The following is a 12,274-nucleotide window of genomic DNA, read 5'->3' as shown; positions in this document are numbered from 1 at the left end:
GCCAAGCGGGGGCCCGTACGACGCCGAGCAGGATCCCGTACGACACCCCCGTACGACGCCAAGCAGGGGGGAGTCACCGCGTACTGCTGCGGTGGCTCCCCCCTGCCGGGTCCTTCGTGTGCGCGCCCGTCGCGCCGTCAGGCCTCGATCTCCTTCAGGTAGGCGGCGAGGGTCCGCAGGCCCGGGTGGGCGGCGCGCAGTGCCTCGATGTCCGCCCGGTAGCCGTGCTCCTGGAACCACTCGAACATCAGCGCGATCTCGGGTGCGTTCGGGATGTACGGGTTGGCCGCCACCGCGTCCAGCGGCAGTTCCTCGAACCTGGCCGGCAGCCCGCTGTGCGCGGCGAACACCTGCGCGACCTGCTCCGCGGTCAGCTCGTCGCCCGCCAGCTCGACGGCGCGGCCCAGGTAGGCCTCCGGGTGTGTGAAGGCCTCGGCGGCGAAGAATCCGATGTCCTCGACGGCGATGAACTGCACGCGGGTGGCGGGCTTCAGCGCCAGCTGGACGACGAGCGTTCCGTCGACGTTCTGCGGGCCGTGCGCCGCGAAGTTGTCCATGAAGAAGGAGGGGCGGAGCACGGTCGTCGGGACGCCCAGCTCCTCCAGATAGCGCTCGATGTGCCGCTTGGAGTCGAAGTGCGGCACACCGCTGTGGCGTTCGGCGCCGCCCACGGAGCTGTAGACGACATGGGCGACTCCGGTGTCCCGGGCCGCCCGCGCCACCGCGCGGCCCTGGCGGACCTCGCCCCCCAGCCCCTTGGGGGTCATGAAGTTCTGTACGGAGAAGACCCCGTGCACCCCCTCCATGGCGCTGCGCAGCGAGGCCTCGTCGTCCAGGTCGCCCTGGACCAGGCGCACCCCGAGACCGGCGAGGGCACGGGCCGCCTTCGACTGCGGGTCGCGCACCAGCGCGGCCGTGTCCCGGCCGCGCCGTACCAGCTCGCGGGCGGTGGCGCCGCCCTGCTGGCCGGTCGCGCCGGTCACCAGGACGGTGCGGTTCGTCTCGGTCATCGGTAGGTATCCCTCTCGGCGGATCAGCGGAAGAGCGCGGCGTTGTCGGCCGCCCAGGCCCGGTAGGGGCGCGGGGCGCGGCCGGTCAGGTCCCGTACGGCGGTGGTGGGCTTCCCCCAGGGCACTTCGGGGCTGCGCAGGGCGGCGACGTTGGTGACGGCGGCCGCGCGGTCCCCGGTGAGGCCGGCGAAGACCTCGACGACCTCGTCCTCGGGGGCCACGGAGAACTCCAGTTCCCGGCCGAGGACTTCGCCGAGGATGCGGGCCTGCTCCTCGGAGGTGAGTACCTCGTCGCCCGTCACGACGTACGACGCACCGCGGTGGCCGTCCTGGGTGAGCGCGACGACGGCGACGGAGGCGATGTCGTACTCGTCGACGGGCGCGCCGGGGGTGTTGCCGATCCAACAGCGCACCGCGCTGTTCTCCCGGACGGTCCTGATCCACCAGGACGTGTTGGCGTGGAAGGGTCCCGGGCGCAGGAACGTGGTGGCGACGCCCGACGCGGTGATCGCCTCCTCGGCGGCCCGGTGTTCGTCGGCGATGCCGTGCGGCAGCGGGTGCAGGACGCCGGCCGAGGACAGCAGCACCAGGTGCTCGGCGCCGGCCGCCGCTGCGGCCGCTGCGACGTTGCGGGCCTCGCCGGCCACGTCTCCGGAGAGTACGACCAGGGCACGGTCCACCCCGTCGAAGGCCACGGTGAGCGACGCGGGGTCGGCGGGGCTGCCCGCCACGACCTCGACTCCCGCCGGGAGGTGGGCCTCCTCGGGCTTCCTGCTGAGCGCCCGGACCTGGTGGCCCAGGCCCACGAGCTGTTCGACGGCCTCGCGGCCGACCTTGCCCGTCGCGCCGGTGACGAGAATCATCGGTCAGTCCCTCCAGCCGGACGGCTCGGGCCACGGCGAGCCGAGCTGGCGGTAAGTGCCCTGGTAGTCGGGCCAGTCCCGGTGGTCGCGGATCTTGCCGTCGACGAAGCGGATCAGGTGGATCTGCTCGCCGGAGAACCGGCGGCCGGTCGCCGCCATGCCCACGAGATCGCCCACGTGACGGCCGTACAGGACGAGGTTCGCGCGCACCCATTCGCCGCGCTCCTCCAGCAGCACCTCGTCGAGGCGCGCCTCCTCGGAGAACGTCATCCGCAGCCACTTGACGGCCATCGCGAAGGAGTCGGGGCCCCGCAGGTCCATGTGCTCCAGGGAAGCGGGATTGAGGTATTCGGGGTGAATGAACTCGGCGACATCCTCGGTATTACCGGTGTTGTACGCCTCTATCATCCGGCGTACCGCGTCCTTCTGACTGCTCATCGCATTCCCTCCACTGGGGTGTCAGGAGCATTCTGGGAGCACCCGGTAAACCCGGGCAAGGGGCGGACGCGGAATACGGCGAGGTGTCCAGCGGCCCTCGACGCACTCTCCAGTGCGGCCCGTGGTGGGGTGGCCAGGATGGGGGGTGAAGTGCTTCTCCCCCGTACGAAATCAGTGCGATCCCAGCGCGATCCCAGCGCGATCTGAGTACCACCTCAGTGCGATCCCAGTACGACCTCAGTGCGATCCCAGTGCGACCTCACTCGACCGCGAAGACCCGGAGCTGAATGTGGATACCGCGTTGTACAAGACGAAAGTCACCGATGCCTTCAACGGGGCCGCGGCGACCTACGACCGGCTGGGCGTGGAATTCTTCACGCCGATGGGCAAGCGGCTCGTGGAGCTCTCGGAGCCGAAGCCGGGGCAGCGGCTGCTGGACGTCGGCTGCGGCCTGGGCGCGACCCTGCTGCCCGCGGCCCGGGAGGTCGGCCCGGAGGGCTCCGCGCTGGGCATCGACATCGCGGCGGCGATGATCGACGAGGCCGGCCGTGAGGCCGCCCGGCAGGGCATCACCAACGTCGCGCTGCGGGTGATGGACGGCGAGCACCCCGACCTGCCGGCCCGCTCTTTCGACCTGGTTCTCGGCAGCTACAGCGTGATCTTCCTCCCCGACGCGCGGGCGGCGCTCGCCCGGTATGCCGGACTGCTGGCCGAGGGCGGCCGCGTCGCGTTCACCAGTCCCGTCTTCACCCGGGACACCTTCCCGTTCCTGCCGCCGCTGTTCACCGAGCTGATTCCGCTGGCACTCCTGGAGCACCTGCCTGCGGCCTGGCACCCCGACCAGCTGCACCGTCAGCTGCACTCCTGGCTGGAGGACCCGGCGGACCTGACGGCCGCGCTGGAGAAGGCCGGTTTCACCGATGTGGAGATCACCGACGAGAACGTGGCGATGACCGCCGCGTCCGGTGAGGCGTGGGTGGACTGGTCGCACACCCAGGGCATGCGGCTGCTGTGGCAGCACCTGCCCGAGGACGAGGCCGCGGCGCTGCGCGCACGCCTCATCTCCTCGCTCGACGCGCTGCGCACCGACGGCGGGCCCGTCCTGATCGACGTCCCGGTCCGTTACGTGACGGCCACCGTGGCCGGCTGAGGCACACCACGGCACCACGACGAGGCGGCGCCGCCGGAGGAATCCGGTGGCGCCGCCTCGTTCGTTCTGCCTGCCTGTCTGCCTGCCTGCCTGTCAGGTGACGGACAGGGCCCCGTCGACCGCGAGGACCGTGCCGTTGGCGTACGAGGCCTGCGGCCTGGCCAGTTGGACGATCCACCAGGCGATCTCCTCGGGACGCCCGACGCGGCCCGAGGGGATCCGCCCGGCCATCTCCGTGAGGAACGCCCGGTAGGCCTCCTCCGGCATGCCGGCCCGTACCCCGACGCCGGTGTCCACGACTCCGGGGGCGATGCCGACCGTACGGATGCCGCGCGGGGCGAGCTCCACGGCCCAGGTACGGGTCAGGAAGTCCATCGCCGTCTTGGCCATGCCGTAGACCGAGTTGTCCGGCCAGGCCCGGCGGCCCAGGGAGCCGGCCGAGCTGACGTTGACCACGACGCCCTTGACGGCCTCCAGGCTGTCCAGGGCCTGCTGGGTCAGGAACACCGGGGCGATGAGGTTCGTGCCGAGCTGGGCGCGGACCTCCTCGCGGTCCAGTTGTGCCAGGGAGGCGAACCCGGTGACGGCCGCGTTGTTCACCAGGACGTCGATGCGGCCGAAGGCGTCCAGTGCGGCGGCGACGATCCGCTCGGGGGCGTCCGGGTCGTGAATGTCCGCCGCCAGTACGTGAATTCGGTCGTGCCCCCGGGCGGTTTCCTTGAGGGTGGCCTCCGTCCGCCCGACAATCAGTACCTGCGCGCCCTCTTCGGCGAATTTGCGGGCGGTGGCGGCACCGATTCCGCTGCCGCCGCCGGTGATGACGACGCCTTTCCCCGCGAAATCCGAATTCCCGGATTCCGGGGCGCCGGATTCAGCGGTACCGGAATCAGCGGTACCGGAATCAGCGGCCCCGGATTCCGGAATTTGGCCGGTCACGAGCACAGTGCGGTATTGACACCGCGGATGACGGCCTGCTCGGCGTCGTGGCCGAAGTCCTTGTCGCCGAGCGTGAACGAGAGCTGCACCCGGGAGGTGAGGTCGCGGGTGGTGGCCGCGAAGGTGGCGTAGCCGGGGATGCCCGCGCCGTGGCCCCACAGGTCGAGGTCGGCGTCGTTCTCCAGCTTCATGATGCCGAGCCCGTAGCCGATGCCCATGGGCAGGTTCTCGATCATCTCGGGCGGCAGCGGGTCGGTCATCTCCTTGAACTGCGGCTCCTCCAGGAGCTTGCCGCTGAACAGGGCGGTGAAGAAGCGGTCCAGGTCGGCGGTGGTGGAGATCATCTCGCCCGCGCAGCCGGCCTCGGAGGGGTTCATCTCGGTGACGTCGACGGGCTTGCCGCCGATCTGCATGTAGCCGCGGGCGTGCGGCCCGGGGATCTTCGGGTCGTCGCCCGGCAGGTAGGTCTCCTCCAGCTGGAGGGGCTTGAGCACGCGGTCGGTGATCTCCTCGCGGTGGCCGCGGCCGGTCACCTTCTTGATGAGCAGACCGATGATGAAGTAGTTGGTGTTGCAGTACGCGAACTTCGTGCCCGGCTCGAACTCCAGGGGCTTGGCCGCCGCGATGGCGATCAGGTCCTCGGCCTCGAAGTGCCGGTTGCGGTCCTTCAGGAACCGGTCGCCCGGCTTCTGGAAGGAGTCCATGTAGTTGTACAGGCCGCTGGTGTGCTGCATCAGGTGGCGGATGGTGATCCGCTCGCCGTACGGGATCAGCCCCGGGAGGTAGCTCTCGACGGTGCGGTCGAGCTCTATCTTGCCCTCGGCGACCAGCTGCAGGACCACCACGGCCACGAACGGCTTGGTGATGCAGGAGATACGGAAGCGTCCGTCCTCCGGAACGGGCCGGTCGGAGCCGAGTTCGGCGATGCCCGACGTCACGACGAAGGCCTCCTCGCCCCGTGCGACCCGGAACTGGACACCGGCCGCGCCGAGTTCGACCAGCCGGTCCGCCGCGCCCTGGACGGCCTGCTGGAGTACCGAGGCCGTGGGCGGGCCGATCGTCGTCTGCGTCATCTCGCGAAACCCCCATCGATTGGCAGTTGATACGCATGCGCGGGCTCTGTCCGCGTGCACGACCGAGCGTCCCGCCCCCGCATGGAGGGCGAGCGGGGCCCCGCTGGAGCGGCGCTGGGACCGAGGGCTCCGCCGAAGGGGCGGCGGGGTCGGGGCCCCGTTCCGGATTCCTCGACCGTGCTGCGAGCCGTCGTGCTCAGGATCGGGGGGTCCGTCGAACGTCGTGAGGAGTATCGCCGTGTCGTCTTCCACCGTCGTCCCCGTCGCAGTGCCCGCACCGCCCGCCGAGGTGGCCGAGATCGCCGAGGGTGTTCATGCCTTTGTGCAGGCCCCCGGCGGCTGGTGTCTGAACAACGCCGGGGTGATCGTTTCCGAGGGGCAGAGCGCCCTCGTGGACACCGCGGCGACCGAGACCCGGGCGCGTCATCTGCGCGAGGTGGCGCTCGCCCGCAATCCCGGCGCTCCGCGCGCCGTCGTCAACACCCACTTCCACGGCGACCACGCCTTCGGCAACTTCCTCTTCCCCGAGGCGCTGGTCCTGGGGCACGAGCGGACCCGGAGCGAGATGATCGCCGCGGGTCTGCACCTGACCGGGCTGTGGCCCGACGTCGAGTGGGGGGGCATCGAGCTGACGCCGCCGCAGGTGACCTTCCGCGAGGGGCTCACTCTCCATGTCGGCGCCGTACGCGCCGAGTTGGTGCACATCGGGCCGCGCGCCCACACCTCCAACGACACCGTGGTGTGGCTGCCCGAACAGCGCGTCCTGTTCGCCGGCGACCTGGTGATGGCGGGGGTGACCCCGTTCCTGCTGATGGGGTCGGTGGCGGGCAGTCTGGCGGCGCTGGAGCGGCTGCGCGCGTTCGGCGCCACCGTCGTGGTGCCCGGCCACGGGCCCGTCTCGGGCCCCGAGGTCCTGGACACCGTGGAGGGGTACGTCAGGCTGCTGGGCCGGATCGCCGAGCAGGGCCTGGCGGCCGGGCTCACCCCGATGCAGGCGGCGCGGGAGGCGGACCTGGGCCCGTACGCCGAACTCCTCGACTCCGAGCGGCTGGTGCCCAACCTGCACCGCGCCTACGCCGAGCTGCGCGGCACCGAGGCCGCGGCCGCTCTGCCGATGCCCGTGCTGCAGCAGGCGCTCGGCGAGATGAACACCTACTACGGCGGGGCGCCTTGCTGTCTGGCCTGACCGGCGGGGCAGGCCGGCCGCCGCGCCGGCCGGCTCCGGCCGCGCGATCGGCTCCCGACTCGTATTTGAGTACGTGGTCGTAGCGTCGCCCGCATGAAGGCACTCGTGCTGTCCGGAGGTTCAGGCACCCGCCTGCGGCCCTTCACCCACACCTCTCCGAAGCAATTGGTCCCGGTGGCGAACAAGCCCGTCCTCTTCTACGTGCTGGAGGCCATCGCGGACGCGGGCATCAAAGAAGTCGGCATCGTGGTGGGCGCCACCGCGGGCGAGATCCGTGCGGCCGTGGGCGACGGGTCGGGGTTCGGCCTCGACGTGACCTACCTGCCCCAGGAGGCGCCCCTCGGTCTGGCCCACGCGGTACTGATCGCCCGGGACTTCCTCGGCGACGACGACTTCGTGATGTACCTCGGCGACAACTTCATCATCGACGGCATCACCCCCCTCGTGGAGCAGTTCGCCAGGGAACGCCCCGACGCGCAGATCCTGCTGACCCGGGTCCCCGACCCGACCGCCTTCGGCGTGGCCGAACTCGACGCCGCCGGGCGGATCGTGGGGGTGGAGGAGAAGCCCGCACGGCCCAGGAGCGACCTCGCCCTGGTCGGCGTCTATCTGTTCACCCCGGCCGTGCACGAGGCGGTGGCCGCCATCGAGCCGTCCGCCCGCGGCGAACTGGAGATCACCCACGCCATCCAGTGGCTGATCGAGAAGAAGCGCGACGTACGGCCCACCACGATCTCCGGCTACTGGAAGGACACCGGGAACGTCGCGGACATGCTGGAGGTGAACCGGTCGGTGCTGGAGAGCATCGAGCCGTACACCGGCGGCACCGTCGACGCGGACAGTGAACTGATCGGCCGGGTCAGGCTGGAGCCGGGCGCCCAGGTGCGCGACTCGCGCATCGTCGGCCCCGCGATCATCGGTGCCGGCACCGTCATCAGCGGCTCGTACGTCGGCCCGTACACCTCGATCGCGGACAACTGCCGGATCGAGGACAGCGAGATCGAATTCTCCATCGTCCTGTGCGACTCGCACCTGGACGGAGTACGCCGGGTGCGGGGCTCGCTGATCGGCCGCAACGTGGCAGTGACTCCGGCCGTGCGGATCCCGGCGAGCAATCGACTCATCCTCGGCGACCACAGCAAGGTGCAGATCTCCTCATGAACACACTCCCGCGCATTCTGGTGACCGGCGGAGCGGGCTTCATCGGCTCGCACTACGTCCGCACGCTGCTCGGGCCGCAGGGCAACCCCTGCGCGGCCGTCACGGTGCTGGACAAACTGACGTACGCCGGCCATCTCGCCAACCTCCACACGGTCCGCGACGACCCGCGGTACTCCTTCGTGCACGGCGACATCTGCGACGCGCCCCTGGTGGACGCGCTCGTCGCCGAGCACGACCAGATCGTGCACTTCGCGGCCGAGTCGCACGTCGACCGTTCCATCGCCGAGGCCGCCGACTTCATCCGTACGAACGTCAGCGGCACCCAGACCCTGCTGGCCGCCGCACTGCGGCACGGCCTGGAGACGTTCGTGCACATCTCCACGGACGAGGTGTACGGGTCGATCGCGGCCGGGTCCTGGCCCGAGACCCATCCGGTCGCCCCCAACTCCCCGTACGCCGCGGCCAAGGCCTCCAGCGATCTGATCGCCCTCGCCCACCACCGCACGCACCACCTGGACGTGCGGGTCACCCGCTGCTCCAACAACTACGGGCCGCACCAGTTCCCGGAGAAGATCATCCCGCTGTTCGTCACCCGGCTGCTGAACGGGGGCCGGGTGCCGCTGTACGGCGACGGGGGCAACATCCGCGACTGGCTGCACGTCGACGACCACGTCCGCGGCATCGAGCTGGTGCGCACCCGGGGCCGGGCCGGCGAGATCTACAACATCGGCGGCGGCACCGAACTCACCAACCGGGAGCTCACCGGGCTCCTGCTGGAGGCGTGCGGCGCCGACTGGTCCCGGGCCGACTTCGTCGAGGACCGCAAGGGGCACGACCGGCGCTACTCGGTGGACTGCGGCAAGCTCACCGCGGAGCTCGGCTACCGCCCGCGCAAGGACTTCGCCGAGGGTCTCGCCGAGACGGTGGCCTGGTACCGGGAGCACCGGGCGTGGTGGGAGCCGCTGCTGCGGCCGGCCGTCGGGGCCGACCGCCCGCTGGCGCTGACTACCTGACCCCGCTCGCACTCACTGCCTGGCCCCCGGCCCCACCGGCCGGCTCGCGCGGGCCGGCCGGCCACCCGGCCGCCCGCCGGATCCCGGCGAGCAGGTTCGCCTGGGCCAGCAGGTCGGCCTCCTCGGCGTCGGCCTCGGCGGCCGTGCGGTCGCCGCGCACGGCGGCGGCGAAGGCGGTCAGTGCGGCCGCCACCTGGTCCTCCGCGGGCAGGGTCACCGTCTCGGGGCCCGAGGCCTTCTCCAGGAGCAGTTGCGGGGCGTGGTCGGCCGGCGGGGTGAACGCCCGGTCGACCGTGATCCGGCCCTCGCTGCCCCACAGTTCGTACCGTGACCGGTAGGCGTGCGCCATGCCGAAGGTCAGCTGGGCGACGACCCCGTCGGCCCGGCGCAGCAGCACCGCCCCCGAGGTCTCCACCCGGCGTCCGGGCGCCGCCGAGAGCACCGCGCCCGCGACGTCGAGGTGCGGGCCCAGCAGGTGCACCGCCGCCCGCACCGGGTACAGGCCGATGTCGGCGAGCGCGCCGCCGCCGAGGTCCGGGTCGTAGCGGATGTCGTCGTCGGCCGGGGCGGGGACGGTGAACGCGGCGTGCAGGCAGCGCAGGGCTCCGATCGCCCGGCCGGCGAGGAGTTCGCGTACCGCCGCGTGCTGTCCGTGGTGGACGAAGAGCACGTTCTCCCGCAGCACCAGGCCCAGTTCACGGGCCCGCTCCAGCAGGGCGCGGCTGCGTTCCGGGTCGGTGGTCAGGGGCTTCTCGGCCAGGACGTGCTTGCCTGCCTCCAGTGCGGCGCCGACCCATTGGGCGTGCAGCGCGGCGGGCAGCGGAATGTACACGGCGTCCACCGAGGGGTCGGCGAGCAGCCGCGCGTACCCCTCGACGGGCCGGGCGCCGTGGGGCTCGGCGGCCGAGGCGGCCCGGTCGGCCGACCGGCTGGCCACGGCGACGAGTTCCACGGCCGGGTGGGCCGCCATGGCGGGCAGCATGCGGCGGCGGGCGAACTCGGCGCAGCCGAGCACGCCGAAGCGCAGCGCCGGGCCGCCGGTCGGGCCGGCGGCGCGTGCGGGCGGTGCGGCCGGGGGGCGGGAGGGCGTCTCAGAGGTCATGGCGGGTCCAGTCGTCGGGGACGTGGAGGTGGCCCACCGTGTCCAAGACGGCTCGATCCCGGGTCGAGGAAGCCTCGACAACGCATGGCGAGACTTCGGACAGCGACTCCGGGCGGGCCCCGCGAGGCCCCGGACGTCCGACCCCGACGAGAGGCCTTCCATGTTCCGCGACACGACGGAGTTCCACCGCTGGTTCGAAGGGCGGCGCAGGGCGCAGGAGTGCGAGGTGGAGTCCGTACCCCTCGACCTCCTGGACGGCTGGTCCCAGGAGGCGGGAACGGGCAACCTGGTGCACCGCAGCGGGAAGTTCTTTTCGGTGCAGGGCCTCGACGTCGCCCGCTCCGGCCGGGCGGTGGACGCCTGGCAGCAGCCGATCATCGTGCAGAGCGAGCAGGGCGTACTCGGCGTACTGGTGAAGGAGTTCGACGGTGTTCCGCACTGCCTGCTCCAGGCGAAGATGGAGCCGGGGAACATCAATCTGGTGCAGCTCTCGCCCACCGTGCAGGCCACCCGGAGCAACTACACCGGGGTGCACGGCGGGCGGCCGGTTCCGTATCTGGAGTACTTCCTGGCGCCCCGCGGCCAAGTGGTCGCCGACGCGCTCCAGTCGGAGCAGGCCGCCTGGTTCCTCGCCAAGCGCAACCGCAACATGATCGTGCGTACGGACGAGGACGTGCCGGTGCTCGACGACTTCTGCTGGCTGTCCTTCGACCAGGTCGCGGAGCTGCTGCAGAGCGACAACGTGGTCAACATGGATACCCGGACGGTGCTCTCGGGGGCGATAGGGCTGCGCCGTCCGCAGGGCGGCGACCCCGATTCCTTCGAGGGGGCGCTGGCCGCGTCCTGGCAGCCGGGCGGGGGTCAACTGCACTACAGCGCCACGCTGTTGGACCGGCTGGAGCGGGCCAGGGCCGGGTGCACCCTGGTACGGCGTCCCGTCGCGCTGGCCGGGCTTGCACGCTGGTCGCTGCGCGAGGGCGTGCTGCGCCACGACGAGGGCAGGCACTTCACCGTCCTCGGGGTGCGGGTGGCGGCGTCCAGCCGTGAGGTGCCCGGCTGGTCCCAGCCGATGATCGCGCCGTGCAGCCGGGGGGTGGTGGCGTTCCTGGCGAAACGAGTGGCCGGAACGCTGCACCTGCTGGTCCAGACCCGGGTCGAGACCGGCGCCCTGGCCCGGGTCGAGCTGGCCCCCACCGTGCAGTGCCAGCCCTCGGACCACGGTCCCGGCGCGGCGGCGGGGCGTGCTCCGTACCCGCCCTTCCTGGACGTGGTCCTGGAGGCGGGGCCCGAGCGGATCCGGTTCGACACCGTCCAGTCGGAGGAGGGCGGGCGTTTCCACCATGCGGAGAACCGGTACCTGCTGGTCGAGGCGGCGGAGGACTTCCCGCTCGAAGTGCCGCCGGGGTACAGCTGGATGACGGTGCGTCAGCTGATCGGGTTCGTCGCGCACGGCAGCCGGCTGAACGTGGAGGCGCGCAGCCTGCTCGCGCTGATCGGTTTCCTGCCCGGCGGCGGCGGGCGCCGGGAGCGCCCGCGCACCGCGGTGGTGCGGCCTCAGCGGAAGGAGTCGGTCAGGGCCAGGCACTCCTCGTAGCGCGGGAGCATGCCGAGCTCCTCGGCCCTGGCCAGGGAGACCGCCTCGGCGTCCCGCTCCGAGAGGGTGGGGGCGAGGTCCTTGGGCCAGGGCAGGGCGAGTTCCGGGTCGAAGGGGTCGATCGCCTGCTCCAGGCCCGCCCGGTAGGGGGACGACACCACGTACGACATCACGGTGTCGTCCTCCAGGGCGAGGAACGCGTGGCCCACCCCCAGCGGCAGGTACACCGAGCGGAAGTCCACCGGGTCCGTCTCGACCACGTCGTACACGCCGAAGGTGGGCGACCCCAGCCGCAGGTCGACCACGATGTCCATGGCCCGGCCGCGTGCGCAGTGCACGTACTTGGCCTGCCCCGGCGGGGTCGTCGTGAAGTGCAGGCCGCGCAGCACACCGCGCGCGGAACGGCTGTGGTTGGTCTGCGCGAGGGGCATCGGGTGGCCCACCGCCGCGGCGAACTCCTCGCCCTGGAAGGGCGAGACGAACACCCCGCGCAGGTCGCCGTAGACCTGCGGAGTGAACAGAAAGGCACCACTGACGGCCAGTTCCCGCACGGCGGGATTCGGGGCGGAGGAGCCGGCGGAGCCTGCGGAACCGGCAGAGCCTGCGGAACCGGCGGGAGTCCGGTGCGGGGTGCCGGCCGTGTGCTCCGGGTGCGTGCGGGTCGTCATCTGTCCTCCTGGGGGTGGGGCCCGGCTGCGGGCCCCACAGTCTGCGGGCGCGCACTGGAGCCACGGTCGACGCGGCGGGG

The 12,274-nt window shown here is 71.8% G+C and carries 12 protein-coding genes; 5 read left to right on the top strand and 7 right to left on the bottom strand.

Going from position 1 to position 12,274, the window contains the following annotated elements:
• Nucleotides 1–137: 137 nt before the first annotated feature.
• The 3 genes from AB0D18_RS27940 to AB0D18_RS27930 are packed head-to-tail and all read right to left on the bottom strand — an operon-like array spanning nucleotide 138 to nucleotide 2,311.
• Nucleotides 138–1,010, bottom strand: coding sequence for an NmrA/HSCARG family protein (locus AB0D18_RS27940; RefSeq protein WP_362424220.1), 873 nt, complete (start codon nucleotides 1,008–1,010; stop codon nucleotides 138–140).
• 23 nt (nucleotides 1,011–1,033) lie between these two features.
• Nucleotides 1,034–1,873: an NAD(P)H-binding protein gene (locus AB0D18_RS27935; protein ID WP_362424217.1), complete on the bottom strand. Its 840-nt coding sequence runs from the start codon at nucleotides 1,871–1,873 to the stop codon at nucleotides 1,034–1,036.
• 3 nt (nucleotides 1,874–1,876) lie between these two features.
• Entirely contained in the window at nucleotides 1,877–2,311 is a 435-nt protein-coding gene (locus AB0D18_RS27930) for an ester cyclase (protein ID WP_362424214.1), read from the bottom strand.
• 289 nt (nucleotides 2,312–2,600) lie between these two features.
• On the opposite strand from AB0D18_RS27930, the gene AB0D18_RS27925 reads away from it, so the two are divergent.
• The gene (locus AB0D18_RS27925) at nucleotides 2,601–3,461 is read left to right on the top strand and encodes a methyltransferase domain-containing protein (protein WP_362424212.1); all 861 of its coding nucleotides are present in this window, start codon (nucleotides 2,601–2,603) and stop codon (nucleotides 3,459–3,461) included.
• Nucleotides 3,462–3,554: 93 nt separating this feature from the next.
• Here AB0D18_RS27925 and AB0D18_RS27920 read toward each other — a convergent pair whose 3' ends face one another.
• Nucleotides 3,555–4,280, bottom strand: coding sequence for an SDR family oxidoreductase (locus AB0D18_RS27920; RefSeq protein WP_362424310.1), 726 nt, complete (start codon nucleotides 4,278–4,280; stop codon nucleotides 3,555–3,557).
• Between the two features lie 113 nt (nucleotides 4,281–4,393).
• Nucleotides 4,394–5,470: a serine hydrolase domain-containing protein gene (locus AB0D18_RS27915; RefSeq protein WP_362424209.1), complete on the bottom strand. Its 1,077-nt coding sequence runs from the start codon at nucleotides 5,468–5,470 to the stop codon at nucleotides 4,394–4,396.
• Nucleotides 5,471–5,708: 238 nt separating this feature from the next.
• Between AB0D18_RS27915 and AB0D18_RS27910 the strand changes: the two genes are divergently transcribed.
• The 3 genes from AB0D18_RS27910 to rfbB all read left to right on the top strand — a co-directional run bounded on the left by AB0D18_RS27910 (nucleotide 5,709) and on the right by rfbB (nucleotide 8,830).
• Nucleotides 5,709–6,656, top strand: coding sequence for an MBL fold metallo-hydrolase (locus tag AB0D18_RS27910; protein WP_362424206.1), 948 nt, complete (start codon nucleotides 5,709–5,711; stop codon nucleotides 6,654–6,656).
• A 93-nt stretch (nucleotides 6,657–6,749) separates the two neighbouring features.
• Complete coding sequence (locus tag AB0D18_RS27905; RefSeq protein WP_362424203.1) at nucleotides 6,750–7,817, top strand: glucose-1-phosphate thymidylyltransferase; 1,068 nt, start codon at nucleotides 6,750–6,752, stop codon at nucleotides 7,815–7,817.
• Nucleotides 7,814–8,830, top strand: coding sequence for a dTDP-glucose 4,6-dehydratase (gene rfbB / locus AB0D18_RS27900; RefSeq protein ID WP_362424200.1), 1,017 nt, complete (start codon nucleotides 7,814–7,816; stop codon nucleotides 8,828–8,830). The genes AB0D18_RS27905 and rfbB overlap by 4 nt, the downstream gene beginning before the upstream one ends.
• Here the strand turns inward: rfbB and AB0D18_RS27895 are convergent.
• Nucleotides 8,823–9,932 (bottom strand): Gfo/Idh/MocA family oxidoreductase, encoded by a 1,110-nt coding sequence (locus AB0D18_RS27895; protein ID WP_362424197.1) that lies wholly within the window; start codon nucleotides 9,930–9,932, stop codon nucleotides 8,823–8,825. The two genes, rfbB and AB0D18_RS27895, sit on opposite strands and share 8 nt — an antisense overlap.
• Nucleotides 9,933–10,092: 160 nt before the next feature.
• Here AB0D18_RS27895 and AB0D18_RS27890 point away from each other — a divergent pair, with 160 nt between their 5' ends.
• Nucleotides 10,093–11,526 (top strand): NDP-hexose 2,3-dehydratase family protein, encoded by a 1,434-nt coding sequence (locus AB0D18_RS27890; RefSeq protein WP_362424194.1) that lies wholly within the window; start codon nucleotides 10,093–10,095, stop codon nucleotides 11,524–11,526.
• Here the strand turns inward: AB0D18_RS27890 and AB0D18_RS27885 are convergent.
• A complete protein-coding gene (locus AB0D18_RS27885) occupies nucleotides 11,487–12,194 on the bottom strand; it encodes a dTDP-4-dehydrorhamnose 3,5-epimerase family protein (protein ID WP_362424191.1) in 708 nt (235 codons plus the stop codon). The two genes, AB0D18_RS27890 and AB0D18_RS27885, sit on opposite strands and share 40 nt — an antisense overlap.
• Nucleotides 12,195–12,274: the final 80 nt, after the last annotated feature.

This window comes from Streptomyces sp. NPDC048442, from assembly GCF_040651475.1.
Classification (GTDB): Bacteria; Actinomycetota; Actinomycetes; order Streptomycetales; family Streptomycetaceae; genus Streptomyces.
Note: the sequence above shows the minus strand (reverse complement) of the source record. Positions and strands in the feature narration are given on the sequence as shown.

What these genes read in the sequence shown, in the direction of transcription:
- AB0D18_RS27940 (WP_362424220.1), bottom strand. Translation starts at nt 1,010, where the DNA reads ATGACCGAGACGAACCGCACCGTCCTGGTGACCGGCGCGACCGGCCAG.
- AB0D18_RS27935 (WP_362424217.1), bottom strand. Translation starts at nt 1,873, where the DNA reads ATGATTCTCGTCACCGGCGCGACGGGCAAGGTCGGCCGCGAGGCCGTC.
- AB0D18_RS27930 (WP_362424214.1), bottom strand. Translation starts at nt 2,311, where the DNA reads ATGAGCAGTCAGAAGGACGCGGTACGCCGGATGATAGAGGCGTACAAC.
- AB0D18_RS27915 (WP_362424209.1), bottom strand. Translation starts at nt 5,470, where the DNA reads ATGACGCAGACGACGATCGGCCCGCCCACGGCCTCGGTACTCCAGCAG.
- AB0D18_RS27905 (WP_362424203.1), top strand. Translation starts at nt 6,750, where the DNA reads ATGAAGGCACTCGTGCTGTCCGGAGGTTCAGGCACCCGCCTGCGGCCC.
- rfbB (WP_362424200.1), top strand. Translation starts at nt 7,814, where the DNA reads ATGAACACACTCCCGCGCATTCTGGTGACCGGCGGAGCGGGCTTCATC.
- AB0D18_RS27895 (WP_362424197.1), bottom strand. Translation starts at nt 9,932, where the DNA reads ATGACCTCTGAGACGCCCTCCCGCCCCCCGGCCGCACCGCCCGCACGC.
- AB0D18_RS27890 (WP_362424194.1), top strand. Translation starts at nt 10,093, where the DNA reads ATGTTCCGCGACACGACGGAGTTCCACCGCTGGTTCGAAGGGCGGCGC.
- AB0D18_RS27885 (WP_362424191.1), bottom strand. Translation starts at nt 12,194, where the DNA reads ATGACGACCCGCACGCACCCGGAGCACACGGCCGGCACCCCGCACCGG.